We start from the raw sequence: 15297 nt of genomic DNA on the forward strand, positions 1-15297 counted from the left end.
CTGGGAAAATCCGTCAAGCGTTTTACCGTCGCGTCGATGATTTTGTGTTATAATCGCACTCTTTAAGGAGATACGATGCGATTAAAAACCAAAGTAGTTTTGATTATTTCGAGCTTATTACTTTGCGTTTCGATCGTAGGCTCGTTGATCAACTACGTCAAAAGCGTCGATGCGACGCAAGAACAGTTGCTTCACACCTCCTTACCGCTTTCGGTGGACAATATCTACACCGAAATCCAACAACGTATGATCGAGCCGCTGCTCGTATCGTCTTTAATGTCGCACGATACCTTTTTGCGCGATTGGATTATGGACGGAGAGAGCGATATGGACGGCATTGTGCGTTACCTCACCGAAATTCAGCAAAAATACGATATTTTCACGACTTTTCTCGTTTCCGAAAAAACCAAAAATTACTACCACCCGCGCGGTTTGATTGATACGATTAACGAGCAAAACAGTGCCGACGCGTGGTACTTTCGCTTTAGCAAACAAAGCGAGCCTTACGAAATCAACCTCGATCATAACGCCAATCTTAGCGATACGCTTATTATGTTCATCAACTATAAAGTGATGGATTATCAAAAGAGATTGATCGGCGTGACGGGTGTGGGCGTCAAACTCATTAACATTGAAGCCATGCTCGGTTCGTTTAAAACGAAGTATAAATACGATGTTTATTTCGTCGATCAGCGCGGAGAAATTACGCTTTTTTCCAAAGGCTTGAACAAGCGCGGCAATATCGCTTCGATCGAAGGGCTTCAAAAGATTCAAGAAGCGATTTTCAAAGGTGAGCAAAATCAATTCGAGTATAAAAACAAAGACGGCGAATACCTGCTCAATACCAAATACATCGACAAACTCAAACTCCATCTTTTTGTCGAGATCAACAAAAAAGAGTATATGGACGAATTGACCAAAACGTTTTACTTAAATCTCTTTTTATCGCTTTTGGTGACGTTGGCGGTGACGCTGATTATTGTTTATACGATCAATTTATACCAAAACCAATTGATTCAACTTGCCAGCGAAGACGTACTGACGGGGCTTGCGAATCGAAGAAAATTTAACGAAGTGTTTGAACTGTACTACAAACGCTATCCCAAAGAGATTCGCTCGCTCACGCTTTTGCTGATCGACATCGACGACTTTAAATCGGTCAACGATACGTTCGGGCACTTGGTCGGCGACCAAACGTTAGTGCATACGGCACGGATTTTGAAAGAGCAGTTACGCCAATCGGATACGATTGCGCGTTGGGGAGGCGAAGAGTTTGCGATTTTACTGAGCGATATCGAAGAAAAACATGCACTTGAAGTCGCTCAAAAGATATGCAATGCCGTTCAAAACGATGCCGCATTGATCGCATTGTTGCAAAGACCGCTCAGTGTAAGCGTAGGCGTGGGAATGCTCAGTGCTTTAGAGAGCCAAGACGGATTGGTTCATAAAGTCGATCATGCCCTTTACGAAGCGAAAAAAGCGGGCAAAAATCAAGTGATTGCGGCGTCATAAAGGAAATAAAACGTTATGAAACACGATATTGTACAAAAAGCCTTGGATTATTTCTCAAGCGGATATACCTGTAGCGAAGCGGTGCTCAAAAGCGTCGCCGAAGCCAAAGGGATCGACGGCAATACCGTCTTACCGATAGCATCGGCATTCGGAAGCGGTATGGCTCGTACGAACGGCGGCTTTTGCGGGGCATTTAGCGGCGGCGTTATGGCACTATCGCTTTTACAGGGACGTCAGGTTCCGGATGTTCCTTTGGACCGTCTGTATCGAAGTGTTGCCGACTTTAAGGAACGTTTCGAAACCCTTTTCGAGAGTTGCGAATGTGCAACGCTTTTAGGTTTTTCCCTGAGCGACGAACATGCCGGAGAGATGTTTAAAGCCCAAAATTGCAAGGTGTGTAAATGCGACCGTTTCGTGGCATTCGCCGCGGAAGAGGTGGAGAGGATTTTAACGCGTAAAGAGCCTTAAAGCCCTTTACGCTTCGATCCAACCGCCGCCAAGCACGAGATCGTCTTGATAAACAACCAAGGCTTGACCGCTTGCAATGCCGTACGCTCCTTCTTCCAACTCGGCGATAATGGTGTTGTTTTCGAGCTTAACATGTGCTTTGGCTTGCGGACTTCGGTAACGGACTTTAACGCCGTAGATGCCTTCTATAAAATCGTCCGGCAAAGAAAAGTTTTGTGCGACGACGCGTTTTTGAAGGAGCTCTTCTTTTTTTCCGGCGATGACGGTATTGGTTTTGGCATCGATCCCGACGACGAAATGGGGTTCATGCGCGCCGCCTATCGTTAAGCCTTTACGCTTGCCGATGGTATAGTGCATGTAGCCTTTGTGCTCGCCGATCACGTTTCCTTTGGTATCTTTAATGAGTCCTTTTTGATCGACGTTGAGATGTTGTTTCAAAATATCGATATAGGTATCGGTGACGAAACAGATCTCTTGCGACTCTTTGTAACTCTCAAGCGTGCCGAGCCACGGGAGTTTTTCCAAAGCCACGGGTTTAATAGCCTCTTTTTTCATCGTGCCGAGCGGAAAAACGATCTTTTCGATGACCTCTTTTTTGAGTCCGAATAAAAAATAACTTTGGTCTTTTGACATGTCAAAGGCTTCTTGGATACGACCGTTTTTAACCCTCGCGTAATGTCCCGTCGCGATCTTTTCGCAACCGAGCTCCATCGCTTTTTCAAACGCGAAGCCAAATTTCATCCGTGGATTACAAAAGGCGCAAGGATTGGGTGTGCGACCTTGTTCATACGAGCGCACGAAATAGTCGTACACATGCTCTTTAAAGAGTGCTTTGGCATCGATAACGTGCGTTTCAATGCCCAAATGGCGGGATACTTTTTCGATGTTGGCGATGTTGATCGTATGTTTGCTTTCATCGTCGTGCAATTTAAGATAAATGCCGACGACCTCGTGCCCTTCGTTTTTGAGTAAATACGCGGAGTAACTAGAGTCAATGCCGCCGCTCATAAGGAGTGCAATTTTCATAGGTGTGTTCTCTTTTATTTTATTTGATACGCTTTTAAAGCAAAGCTCTAAAAGCTACGCTAACGCTGAGTTTTCTTCGGCAGAAAGCCCACGCTACGCTTATCGACGTCTAAAGAGTAAAAGTCTTTACGTTTCGTTTGACCCGAAATTGGGCACCGTTGGTTGAAAAACACGATTTTATTTTGAAAAATACCTTGAAAACAAAACGATACGGTTCAAAATAGGCGATTTGAGACGGGAAACATGTGAGTAAAAAGTAAGAAGAGATGGAGCTGGTGAAGGGGCTCGAACCCCCGACCTGTTGATTACGGATCAACTGCTCTACCAGCTGAGCTACACCAGCAACGGTAAAATTCTACTACATGTTTACTTGTTTTATTTTAAAAAAATGCCTTTTTGAGTGAATTTTTGTTTTTTTTATTCAAATTCACTCATTTTTGAGGGCATAGCTCGTTTTAATGCACGTCAAATGCCTGATCGATGTCCAAAAGTAAGTCTTCCATGTCCTCGATGCCCACCGAAAGACGAATCATTCCCTCGTTCAAATAAAACCTCTTCTTTTGTTCGTCGGAGTATTCGGCGTAGATCGTATGGTAGGGGGCAATCGCTAAGGATTTATTGTCTTGGATGTTGGTTCCGCGACGAATCAGTTTAAGCGCGTTTAAAAAGGCATAGGTTTTCTCTTTGCTTGCTAGGCTAAACGTGACGATAGCACCGCCGCCGCTAAATTGTTTCGAAGAAGCGGCAAACGAAGCGGAACTCTCAAGCAGAGGATAATCCACGCGGATTACTTCGTTTTTAGCGTGCAAATGTTTGGCAACGGCCAGTGCATTGTGACAGCTTCTTTGCACTCTGAGGTCGAGCGTTTCCAGTCCCAAACAGAGCAGGTACGCACTTTGTGCAGTCAAAGAAGCGCCTAAATTGCGAAAGGTCTCTTTGCGAAGGCGCGCAAGAAAAGCATTGGAACCGAATTTTTTATAATAAGGTGCTAAAGTCGCATGGTTTTTCCATTCAAACGTGCCGTTATCGACGATCAATCCGCCTAAGACGTGACCGCCGCCGCTGAGGTATTTGGTTGCGGAGACGATTTCGATATCCACGCCGTGCTTTTTCGCATCGAAGATATTCCACGGCGTCATGGTCGTATCGACGATGAAAGGGACGTTACGCTCTTTAAGGATGTTTTTGAGGGCTAGAAAATCGGGCACGATCAGTTGCGGATTGCTGATACTTTCGCAAAAGAGTAAACGCGTCTTGTCGTCGATCGCGGCTTGGACGGCGATAAGGTCGTTAACGTCCACATAACGTACTTCCACGCCAAAGTCGCTCAACAGGGTCTCGAAAAAAGAAAGGGTATTGCCGAAGAGATAGTTGGTCGTGATGATGTTGTCGCCGCTTTTCAAAAGCGCGAAAAAGGTATTGGCAATCGCCGCCATTCCCGTTGCCGTAGCGATAACCCCGAAAGCACCGCTGATCGCTTTGACTTTGAGTTCAAACTCTTCAATCGTTGGGTTTGAGGAGCGCGTATAGACGTGCCCCATTTTTTGCCCTTTAAAAACAGCTTCAAGGTCTTCAGATTTTTCAAACTCAAAGGCTGAACTTTGGTAGATCGGAAAACGCATTGCACCGTGTTGGTCCTTATGTGCAGGTTTGGCGTGCAATGCTTTGGTCGTAAATCCCATACAATATCCTTCTTTAACTTTTGTAAATCAGCTTCCGAAATAAATCTTTTCAGGGCACGGTTAAGACACGACGGGAACCCCGAAACGCTCCGCTTATTCGTCCCATCGGCTTAAAGTGTTTCGTGCAGATTTTTTCTACGCGGTTTACGTTTACATGTAAATGATTTTGCCGCTATTTTCAGCGGGTACAATATTCTCTTTTGCCACACATTCACCGATGATTAAGACCGCCGGTGTGGCACATAACGCCGCCATTTTAGCCAAATTTCCCACAGTTCCTACTATCGTGATCTGATCAGGTAGGTCGATCTTTGAGACAAATGCCGCAGGAAGATAGGGGTCGATGCCTTCTTTGGCTATGGCATCTTCGATCTTTTTGGCAAAACTGTGTGCCATCAAAACAATGACCGTATGCAACGGCTGTTTTAAAATGCCCACCCAATCATCGTTAAACAGCGTTTCCCTCAGGTGTGCTGAGACAATGGTCACCCCTTTGGAAATGTCTCGAATGGTCGGCACAATGCCAGAAACGGTGCAGGAGCGAAATGCGGAGCTGACGCCGTTGATGACCTCAAAAGCGATGCCATGCTGAGCCAACACCTGTTTTTCTTCGCCCAAGCGCCCAAACAGAAGTGCTTCGCCCCCTTTAAGGCGTCCGACGACGAGTCCTTGTTTGGCGTATTCGACCAAAAGCGCGTTGATTTCGTCTTGACTTTTGGAGTGAAAGCCTTTCTTTTTACTCACGTCGACCACTTTACATGTAAGGGGAATGAGAGAGCGAATCTCCTCAGAAACCAGCGCGTCCACCAAAGCAACATCGAGCAGTTCAAAGGCGTTTAAGGCGTCTAACGTAAGGTTGCCCACATAGCCTGTGCCACAGCTGATGAGAAAAACTTTTCCCACACCCGCTTCAGCCATGCCGCGCAGTTTTTCGAGGTCACGGTCTGGTTTTTGACGTTCATTTTTAAGACGCTCAATCAGAGATGTGAGATCGCGCGGTAAAATTTTCTCGATTTTGTCACGAATGACTTGCGCCAACGTGGGCGAACTGCCACCACTGCTGACAGCGACTTGAATGTCCCCACGACGCGTCAACGCGCTGAAGTAAAAATCACACAGTTCGGGCACATCGACGACATTGAGCCAAAAGCGCAGGCGAGGCTTCAAAGCCACGAGACAGTTGGTTACCGCTTCATTGCCCGTTGCGTCGATAATCACCTCAAAACCCTCAGCATCAGCATCTTCAAACGCTTTACATGTAAACGTTTTGGACGCAAAATAGTCGTCCAAAACCTCAGTTGCTACAATCTCATAGGCAAAATCAAGGCTATCGAGCACGCGCGCTTTCTGGGCGGCGACTTTGCCAGCACCAATGAGAAGCGTTTTTTTGGGCGTTAGCGCGATGCCTAAGGTACTCATTTTTTCACGATCCTAACGCGCCAGCCGTTACCCTCTTTGGTGGTGGCTTCGACTTTGTGACCTTCTCCTGCGACGGATTTGGGTACGTTGTCGATCGGTGCGCCATCATCAAGTAAAATCTCCAAAACTTCGCCGCTTCCGATTTTGGAGAGCTCCATCTTGGTTTTCACAAAGTTCATCGGACACGCCACACCGCTGAGGTCTTTAAAATGCACCGCTTTTTCTTCTTTGACTTCGGCAGCGGCCGCAAGCTCTTTTTCTTTCGCAAATTTAAGTGTGTGATCCATGCTCGCATAAAGCTTCATCACCTCTTCGGCAAGCTCAATCGATTTCTCATCGGCATCACCCTCTAGCATCGTGCCAAAGTAGGCATTCAACAGTGTGGTGTCGATAAAATGCGTTTTAAACGCTTTCAAAACGCCCGCTTTATCGCGCGCATCTTCCCCACGTGTCACAAGAAGCATACGAGCGGAGAGTAAACGAATGAGTTCAAAATCTTTCTCTTCTTTCTCAAGCGCCTCTTTCAGGGCTTTTTTATCGGCTTCGATGAGGTCGTACATACCCGCACTACATTCGCCCACGCCTCTTCCTTTTAAGGAGAAGAGCTCGACCGCGTTGTAGTCAAAGTACGGATTTTTGTCGTCATTAAATGAAGGAATTTCCACGTATTTTTTAGAAATCTCTTCGACGATTTTCAGTCCGCCATCGTCAATCCAGTCAGCAAAACTCTCGTATTTTTTTACATGCTTAAGCCATGTATCTAACACTTCTTCGACAAAAGCAGGGAGGTGGAATGCCGCAACATCGCCCGCTTTTTGCGCAAACACTGTGCCTTCCCCAGATGTCCTTGTGCCTGCTACGACGTTGTAGGCTGGGTAGGAGTAGCCCTCGTTGCGTTGCACTTTGCCAAAAAAGCCAAGATCGCCGATAAGGTGTTTACCACAACTGTTTGGACAACCCGATAAATGGATTTTAAAACCTTGAAGTGCGTCATAATCGCGTTCGTCTAAGAGTTTGCTCAAACGCTTCTGAATCGCATCAACGGCACCTCTGGGACGAGCAATGCCAAGCTGACATGTCGCCGCTCCCGTACACGCAACCATATCGCCAAAGAGCGTTGGGCGCACGACGTCTTTAGAGAAGTGTTGCAAGATGTCATGCAAGCTTGCCATTTGTGGAGCTGTTAGGTTACGAATGTAGAGGTTTTGATCGCCTGTAAAACGAAGCACATCTTCACCAAAAGGAAGCAGTGCGTTGGCAAGGGCGCGTGCATGGTTAAAATGAATATCGCCCAAATGCACTGGCACTTTGCATCCGTAAAGTCCTGCTTGTTTTTGCGCGTAAACGTAGCGATTCCACCATTTTGAGATAGATGCAGGCACGTTAAAAGGCTCACTTTCTGTGTTGCCAATGGTTCGCTCAATCTCTACAATCGGCAATTCCCAGTCACCTTTGGCTTTAATTGCTTCGATCTCAACATTGACGAGCCTTCTAAACTCGTCCATGCCCAACTCTTCGATCAAGAAGCGAAGGCGTGCGGCGTGTTTGTTTTTGCGGTTACCGTTTTGGTCAAATACCTGTTTGATCGCTTGAGCGTACAAAAAGACTTCAGTGTCGGGTACAAAATCAAGAAATTTGCTTCCCACGCGAGACTTCGCACCCATGCCGCCTGCGACAAAGAGTTTAAAGCCCTTCACACCGTTTTCGATCTTGGCAATAAAACCGACATCATGGATGGTTGCATAACCACGATCGGCCTCGGAGCCGCTAAAGGTGATTTTGAATTTGCGTGGCAATGCAAATGAATCTTTTTGCTCCAACATTTTGGTCGTCAAAGCAAGCGCGTAAGGTGAAACGTCAAAGACTTCATCGGGCGCAGTGCCTGCTAGAGGGTCTGCTGTGATATTGCGCACGGTGTTACCGCCGCCGCCACGACCGCTCAGACCAATGCTGTGCAAGGTTGTGATGATGTCGATGATGTCTTCGATCTTAACGTAGTGAAGCTGTGCGCCACCGCGTGTAGTGATGTGAATCGCCTCATGTGCGTATTTTTCCGCCAGATCAGCCAAAGTCAAAAGCTGTGTGGGGGTCAAAATACCGCCAGCGAGTTTGATGCGCACCATAAAAGTGTTGGCTTCGCGTTGCTCGTACACGCCAAAAGGCACGCGCATCGTTTTAAAGGTCAGCTCATCCAGTGTGCCTGCTAAAAAATCGGCATGGTTTTTTTTGAAAACTTCGAGGTCATCGTAGACAAGTTGGGGGATAATATAATGGCTCATAATCGTAACTCCTTTGATGTTACATGTAAACGTTTTGATGAAGAAGATGCGTAGAAAAAATATAAAACAGCTTTCAAAACAAACCTTCATGCAACACGGTTGAGACACGACGGGAACCCCGAAACGCTCCGCTTATTCGTCCCATCGGCTCAAAGTGTTTTATTCAGGTTGTTTCTTCGCGTTTTATAGACGCGTTTTCATTAATCAATCTTTTATTATTTCAATTTCTTCTTTTTCAACCGTTTTATTTTTAATGATAAATGACTTCATATCAGGCGTTTCACCTGCGAGTGAGACGATGATATAGCTAACATTTGGGTCATACGCCAAACGAATATCTTCTTCACTTGGGCGTGCGGGTGTTTCGGGGTGCGAATGGTACACCGAAATCAGTCTAAGACCCTCTTTTTGCGTCTTTTTAAACGCGTCAAACTGCTCTTGCGGATCAAAGCTGAAGTGCTCGTTGCTTGCGTCCCTGTTTTTCATAGGGATGGCATACTTCACTTCGCCATTGATCCCCGCAAGATAACCGCACGCTTCAATGGGTGTATCTTTTAAGGCGTGTGCGACGATCTCATCGTACACACTTTGAGGAATTTTAATCATAGCTTTGCCTCACACACAACCGCTTCATAATCTCGTATCTCTTTGATGCCTTCCCCTCCGCATACACGGCATTTAGGATTTTTCTTGAAATTGACATTTCTAAAGTTCATGCTTTTCGCATCAAAGGTTAAGAGTCTGTTGTAGAGTGGCTCACCTACTCCTACGATGTATTTGAGCGCTTCCGCGGCTTGAATGGTTCCAAGCATACCCGCAACCGCACCTAAAATGCCCGCACTTGAGCAGGTCGGGATAGCGTTTGCTGGAGGTGGGCTGTCAAACACACACGCGTAACATGCGCTCTCATTGGGTTTGATCGTCATTGTTTGTCCACCAAAACGCAAAATACCACCGTGAGAGTAGGGAACATTGGCTAAAACACACGCGTCGTTGATGAGAAATTTGGACGAGAAATTGTCTGTTCCATCGATGACAAAGTCATAGCCTTTCACGATGTCCAAGATGTTCGACGCGTCTAAAAATTTTTGATAGACGGTCACTTTGACATTGGGGTTGATCGCTTCCATCTTCGCTTTGGCTGAGAGCACTTTGGGTACGTTTACATCTACTGTTGTGTGAATAACTTGACGTTGAAGGTTTGAAAGATCGACCACATCGCCATCCACAATCCCGATCTCACCCACACCCGCCGCGGCTAAGTAAAGGGCTACGGGAGAACCAAGTCCGCCCGCTCCGATGACCAAAACTTTAGAATTTGCGATCTTCTCTTGACCCTCAATACCTACATCTTGGAGGATGATATGGCGTGAATAACGCTCTAATTCCTCATCGCTAAAATCTCTCACGCGCCACCTCCCATAAAGTATAAAAAGTTGATTTCATCGCCTTCTTTAAGCGTTGTTGTTGCATAGGTGTCTTTGGTTAAAAACTCGTCGTTAAGTTGTACCGAAACCATGTCAGGTTGCTCCACATCTTCAATGACCAACAATTCTGAAAGAACGATACCGTCCTTAATCTCTTTTACATCGCCGTTAATGGTTAATTTCATAGTTGTCCTTTTATATCAAATTTAAAAGCACCAAGGGTGCGCGGGCATTCCGCCGAGGAAAACCCAGTGTTAACGTAGCTTTGAGAGCTTTGCCCTCAAAGCGTGTTAAGAGTTCTTATTAGGACTCGCCTTTAATGGAACTGATGGGGAAAATGTTTTCTTAAAAGCGCAAAAAGCTCTTCTTCAAATTCCGCATTGCTACTTGCTTTGTCGACTAAAACATCATTTACATGTAAAGATTTCGTGCGACGGTTGGTGTACTGCTCCAACACTTCGGTGATGATACCACCTCCTGCGATGTCAAACTCATCGACGATGACAAAACGACCGAGTTTTTGGTTCTCCGCGAAAAGCTCCATCGCTAAAAGATCATGCACTCTAAAAACCACGCACGCTGCTTCGTGACGTCCCACACTTGGTTCATCGGCACGATCTAGGGTATCGCCATCGATGACACGTTTGATCTCTTCAAGATAGATCGTGCTTTGCGCTGAGCCGATCTTGATTTTATACGGTTTATCGAGCTCCAAAGGTTTTGCGCCCAACCAAAAAAGATTGGCTTCAAAACGATTACTCACCTTTGGCGCACTTTGATCGGCACGTGCGACCACTTCGCCGTTGCGCACGTAAATTTGCGTTTGAAGCGTAAAGCCAACGGCTTCGCTCTCTTTGACACTGCTTTTCACAGGCGTGTTAAAACTCTCGATACTCGCGACACGTGAACGTTTCAAAGAGGGGTAAAAGATGACTTCATCGTTTACATGTAACTCGCCGCTCGTCACCGTTCCCGCATAAATGCGTCGGTCATCGTTGTCGCGTGTAAATTTGTACACGTCTTGCAGAGGCATTCTAAAGTCTTCGTTCGCTTTTTCTTCCACACTGGTGAAACTATCCAAAACCTCTAAAACGGTTGGTCCTTTGTACCACGCTGTCTGTGTGGAATGCTCGATGAGGTTCACACCCTCACGCGCGCTGATAGGGATAAACACATCGGCTTTCACGCCCAGCGTTGCGAGGTATTCGCTGTACTCGATTCTGAGCTTATTAAAAGCGACTTCGCTAAAGTTCACCAAGTCCATTTTATTGACCACGATCGCGACTTGTTTGATGCCCAAAAGGGAAAGCAACATACCGTGACGTTTGGAGTTTTCGGCTACACCCTCTTTCGCGTCGATAAGCAAAAGTGCCGCCTCAGCACGTGACGCCCCACTGATCATGTTTTTCAAAAATTCGATGTGACCGGGTGCATCGATAATGATGTACTCACGTTTTTTACTCTGGAAAAAGACACGCGCGCTGTCAATGGTAATGCCTTGCTTTTGCTCATCGGCAAGTGCGTCAAGCAAGAAGGCGTACTCAAAAGGACGTGCATTGTTTTCGCACATCTTTTTCACACTCTCTAGTTTTCCTTGTGGCAATGAGTCAGTGTCGGCAAGTAGACGCCCGATGAGCGTACTTTTACCGTGATCGACGTGCCCTGTGATGACAATATTGAGTCTTTGCATTACATGTATCCTTCTTTTCTTAGTGCCTCTAACGTTCCGCCGCCGTCTTTATCTTGAGCGCGACCTGAGCGTTCCGCGATGTCTTTGAACTTCCCAGAGGTCAGCTCTGTGATGATCTCTTGAGGATTTTTCGCTTCCGAATCGACAGGCGCCGTACACGGATAACATCCCAAAGAGCGGTAACGTTTGCCATTTCCTTGGTTAAAATAGAGATTGATGATAGGAATGTTCTCCCGCTCAATGTACTCCCAAATATTGAGCTCCGTCCACTCCAAAAGCGGGTGAATGCGCACATGCGTTCCTGGGGCAAAGTCCGTTTTGTACTGGTTCCACAGCTCTGGCGGTTGCGTACTGGCATCCCATTCGCTCTTTTCATCACGCGCTGAAAAGACGCGCTCTTTGGAGCGGCTTCCCTCTTCATCCGCTCTTACGCCTACGATAACACCCGTGTAAGGGGCTCCGTTTAACTCATCTTCCCAGACTTTTTTGTAAGGGTTCCATTTGCGGCGCGCCCATGTACCATCAAGTGTGTACTTGAGTGCGTCGCTTTTAAGCTTTTTACAACAACTAAGCCTGTCCAGTCCATTGACAAACGTTTCACCCTTGGCTAGCGCTTCTTTGTTTTGTCCAACCACCAGGTTTAAGTCCCATTGAATCGCTATTTCATCGCGGTAGCGAATCATCTCTGGAATTTTAAACGCTGTATCAATATGTACCAATGGGTAAGGTACATGGGAAAAAAATGCTTTTCGTGTGAGCCACAAGAGTACCGTGCTATCTTTTCCGATGCTCCAAAGCATGGCAAGATTTGGGAAGCTACGGTAAGCTTCTCGCAAAATGTAAATACTCTGAGCTTCGAGTCTGTCTAAATGATCCATTAGTTACTTCTCCTTATGCAGATGCAATCCGCACTCTTTGTGTTCAGGGTTTTCCCACCACCATCTGCCTGCTCGTATATCTTCGCCCTCTTTTATGGCGCGTGTGCAGGGCTTACAGCCAATACTTTTAAAGCCTTTGGCGTACAAGGCATTGCTTGGAATCGCGCTTTCGCGCATGTAACGTTCCACCTCTTCATCGCTAAAGTGCGCAAGTGGGTTGAATTTTAAAAGTTCAAATTTTCCGTCAAACTCAACTAATTTTGTTTCGCTCCTTGTCACAGACTGCGCGATGCGAATTCCGCTGATCCAACCGTCATACCCATCAAGTGCCTGCGCCAAAGGAATCAGCTTGCGTACATGGCAACACTCTTTGCGTAGCTTAATATCATCGAAGATGCCGTACTCGCCGACTTTGTCTTCCAAGGCTTTGATCGCTTCATCGTTGGCACTAAAGCGTTTGATCGTGATGCCAAAAAAAGCTTCGACCTCTTTTTCATAGGCGATGGATTCATCAAAAAGCTTATGCGTTTCAAGTGTAAAGACATCAAAATCGATGCCTGCTTTTTGTGCCAAAGCGATGTTGATGGCATCTTCGTTTTGATGACTAAACGCCAACGTCACCTTGAGCGATTTGCCACCGATGAGTTCTTGCAAAAGATGAATAGACTCTGCGATTTTTGTTTCGTATGCGAGGCTCATATCTGATACTCCAACTCTTTTTGGCGACCAAAATTGATCTTGTTCCATGCCCGCTCATGAAAATAATAAAGCAAGGTTTTAGTGATGAGCTCAAATCCACCGATAGAGACAGCCGCAAGCGGACTTCCCGTGACGATAAAACTAATTAACATGGTATCAACAGTGCCAAGTGTTCTCCACGAGATTGCTTTTGCAACACTTCTTTTTTTATGTTCTACCATGTCGACTCCTTTTAAATTTTCAGAATAATATCGGGTTTTTTAAATAATGTCAAGTAATATTATTAAAAAAGTCAAGATTAAAATCAGAGCAAAATTTTTTATACATATCTAAACCATAAGTGACGAAAAAAATAGTTTAAAAAGAGATGCTAAACGTTGAACCTTCGCCTTTGGTGGAGCTGATTTCAAGCCTGAAACCATTGGTTTTGCAGATGGTATTCACGATGTCCAAACCGATGCCAAAGCCGCCTTTATCGCTGTTAGCGCGTTTATAACGCTTGGTGATGTCGCCTAGTTTTGAGCTTTCGATGCCGATGCCATTGTCTTTGACACGTAATTTTTCAGAGTCAAGCGTCACTTCGATGCTCCCCTCAAAGCGATTGTATTTGATGGCATTTGAAAGTAGGTTGTCGATGAGTTTACTCAGGCTCTCTTCGTTTACATGTAACGTTTTCTCTTCCAATTTGAGCGTTAAGTTGATCTGTTTGCTCGACATTAAATCCGCAAAGTATTCGAGGCGTTCAACGATTAGTTTTTTCACATCGACATCGCTTTTTTCCTCGTTTTGTTTGTCGTGAAGAAGCATGTAGCTGAGATTTCCGTACAAGGTTGCGATGCGTTTGGCACTCATTTCAATGCGTTTGCGCTTCTTTTCGTCCACGTTTTTGAGCGTGCTAATGCTCATCAAAATCGCCGTAATGGGTGTGTTAAGCTCATGCGTTGAGTCTTTGATGAAGGTGTCGAGCGTTTCGATCTCCGCTTTGATGGGCTTAAGAAACTGTTTGGCGAGCACGTAGCCTAAGAGTGTTGCAAAGGCAAGGCTCAAAAGAAGGTAAAGCACAACCTCTTGCTTGATCGCGCTGATAACACCCGAGACGTGAGCTTTTTTGATGACAATGTCATGGACGCCAAGATGGTGTTCTGCGCTACCGTCCACATAAAAAAAACTGTCATCTTTGAGGTAAAATTTTTGCGAAAAATCGACATCGTCATTGAAGGTTACATGTAAAGGTTTGTGCTTTGCTCCAAAGAGCGCTACTTGGTAGCCTTCATCGATGCTAAAGCACTGTTCGATGGGCTTTTGATTAAAACAGCTCTCAAGCGTGTTGTCTTCCATCATGTGCGCGGAGATGATTTTGTGCGAGATAGAAGAGGCGGTAGCACGCATTTTAAGCGCGTCATTTTCACGCATATTTTTCATCTCAATGGTGTAAAACATACCCGCTAAGATGAAGATAAACGTGTAGATGGAGAGCAGGTAAATGAGTAAAAAACGAATGAGGGAGCGTTTTTCATAGTGACTTAAAGACATACCCGACCCCTTTTGTGTTCTCAATCAACGCTTCAAGCCCGTAACTGCGCAGGTTTTTGATGTAAGTACGCACCGTCGCATACGTCGGCACTTCTTCAAAGCGCCACACCTCTTCGATGATCTCTTCAAAACTGAGCACACGGTTTTTGTTGTGTAAAAAATACTCCAAAAGTTGCGCCTCTTTTTTGCGAAGTTTATACGCTGTCTCAGGCGTGATAATCTCGTAATTAGCAGAGTCAAAAAAAAGCTCAGGGGTAAGTGTGATGCGCTCGTTTGTATCGATATTGTGCAGTTTTTTCGTACGCTCAATGCGCACTAAAAGCTCTTCAAGGTCAAACGGTTTTTTGAGGTAATCCTCCGCACCCAAAGCAAAGCCTTTTTTCACATCGCTGATCTGGTCAAGTGAGGTTATGAAGATGACAGGCGTGCTAATGTGGGCGTTTTTGATCTCGCTTAGAAGCTCAAAACCGTTCAGGCTTGGGACGTTGATGTCAAGAAGCAAGAGGTCAAACTTGTCCTCAAAAATGGCATGAAGTGCCTCTTTGCCATCAAAAAAGAGTTTTACATGTAAACCATGTTCACACAAGAACTCTTCGATAATTTCGCTAAGAACGGGGTCATCTTCTAAGAGTAAGATTTTCATAAGAAGCATTATACACGCATTCCACAAATATTCCACACACA

At 45.6% G+C, this 15297-nt stretch carries 14 protein-coding genes, 1 tRNA gene and 1 pseudogene; 2 read left to right on the forward strand and 14 right to left on the reverse strand.

All coding sequences use genetic code 11. The annotated features are described in order from the left end of the window. Positions 1-75: 75 nt before the first annotated feature. A complete protein-coding gene (locus tag UCH003_RS00685; protein ID WP_039675306.1) occupies positions 76-1512 on the forward strand; it encodes a sensor domain-containing diguanylate cyclase in 1437 nt (478 codons plus the stop codon). 15 nt (positions 1513-1527) lie between these two features. Beyond that, positions 1528-1980: a C-GCAxxG-C-C family protein gene (locus UCH003_RS00690; protein WP_060825017.1), complete on the forward strand. Its 453-nt coding sequence runs from the start codon at positions 1528-1530 to the stop codon at positions 1978-1980. Between the two features lie 6 nt (positions 1981-1986). On the opposite strand, the pseudogene mnmA reads toward UCH003_RS00690, so the two are convergent. The 14 genes and pseudogenes from mnmA to UCH003_RS00760 all read right to left on the reverse strand — a co-directional run. After that, positions 1987-3033: pseudogene (gene mnmA / locus UCH003_RS00695) on the reverse strand (tRNA 2-thiouridine(34) synthase MnmA); the annotation flags it as partial. A gap of 240 nt (positions 3034-3273) precedes the next feature. After that, a tRNA-Thr gene (locus UCH003_RS00700) sits at positions 3274-3349 on the reverse strand. A 112-nt stretch (positions 3350-3461) separates the two neighbouring features. Continuing rightward, positions 3462-4688: an aminotransferase class V-fold PLP-dependent enzyme gene (locus UCH003_RS00705; RefSeq protein ID WP_060825019.1), complete on the reverse strand. Its 1227-nt coding sequence runs from the start codon at positions 4686-4688 to the stop codon at positions 3462-3464. Between the two features lie 150 nt (positions 4689-4838). Further along, the gene (locus UCH003_RS00710) at positions 4839-6107 is read right to left on the reverse strand and encodes a siroheme synthase (protein WP_060825020.1); all 1269 of its coding nucleotides are present in this window, start codon (positions 6105-6107) and stop codon (positions 4839-4841) included. Continuing rightward, positions 6104-8386, reverse strand: a complete 2283-nt coding sequence (locus UCH003_RS00715) for a sulfurtransferase TusA family protein (protein WP_060825021.1) — start codon at positions 8384-8386, stop codon at positions 6104-6106. The genes UCH003_RS00710 and UCH003_RS00715 overlap by 4 nt, the downstream gene beginning before the upstream one ends. A gap of 204 nt (positions 8387-8590) precedes the next feature. Beyond that, on the reverse strand, positions 8591-8992 hold the full coding sequence (locus UCH003_RS00720) for a M67 family metallopeptidase (RefSeq protein ID WP_060825022.1): 402 nt from the start codon (positions 8990-8992) through the stop codon (positions 8591-8593). Next, complete coding sequence (locus UCH003_RS00725) at positions 8989-9795, reverse strand: HesA/MoeB/ThiF family protein (RefSeq protein WP_060825023.1); 807 nt, start codon at positions 9793-9795, stop codon at positions 8989-8991. Before UCH003_RS00725 ends, UCH003_RS00720 begins: the two co-directional genes overlap by 4 nt. After that, entirely contained in the window at positions 9792-9998 is a 207-nt protein-coding gene (gene thiS / locus UCH003_RS00730; protein ID WP_060825024.1) for a sulfur carrier protein ThiS, read from the reverse strand. Before thiS ends, UCH003_RS00725 begins: the two co-directional genes overlap by 4 nt. Positions 9999-10129: 131 nt before the next feature. Then, complete coding sequence (locus tag UCH003_RS00735) at positions 10130-11503, reverse strand: sulfate adenylyltransferase subunit 1 (RefSeq protein WP_060825025.1); 1374 nt, start codon at positions 11501-11503, stop codon at positions 10130-10132. Then, complete coding sequence (gene cysD, locus UCH003_RS00740) at positions 11503-12381, reverse strand: sulfate adenylyltransferase subunit CysD (RefSeq protein ID WP_060825026.1); 879 nt, start codon at positions 12379-12381, stop codon at positions 11503-11505. Before cysD ends, UCH003_RS00735 begins: the two co-directional genes overlap by 1 nt. Positions 12382-12384: 3 nt before the next feature. Next, entirely contained in the window at positions 12385-13080 is a 696-nt protein-coding gene (locus UCH003_RS00745) for a phosphoadenylyl-sulfate reductase (RefSeq protein ID WP_060825027.1), read from the reverse strand. Beyond that, complete coding sequence (locus tag UCH003_RS00750; RefSeq protein ID WP_060825028.1) at positions 13077-13301, reverse strand: DUF2061 domain-containing protein; 225 nt, start codon at positions 13299-13301, stop codon at positions 13077-13079. Before UCH003_RS00750 ends, UCH003_RS00745 begins: the two co-directional genes overlap by 4 nt. Before the next feature lie 136 nt (positions 13302-13437). Further along, positions 13438-14613: a sensor histidine kinase gene (locus UCH003_RS00755; protein WP_060825029.1), complete on the reverse strand. Its 1176-nt coding sequence runs from the start codon at positions 14611-14613 to the stop codon at positions 13438-13440. Further along, complete coding sequence (locus tag UCH003_RS00760; protein ID WP_060826903.1) at positions 14594-15256, reverse strand: response regulator transcription factor; 663 nt, start codon at positions 15254-15256, stop codon at positions 14594-14596. The genes UCH003_RS00755 and UCH003_RS00760 overlap by 20 nt, the downstream gene beginning before the upstream one ends. Between the last annotated feature and the right edge of the window lie 41 nt (positions 15257-15297).

The sequence above is a fragment of the Sulfurospirillum cavolei genome, assembly GCF_001548055.1.
In the GTDB taxonomy this organism is placed as follows: Bacteria; Campylobacterota; Campylobacteria; order Campylobacterales; family Sulfurospirillaceae; genus Sulfurospirillum.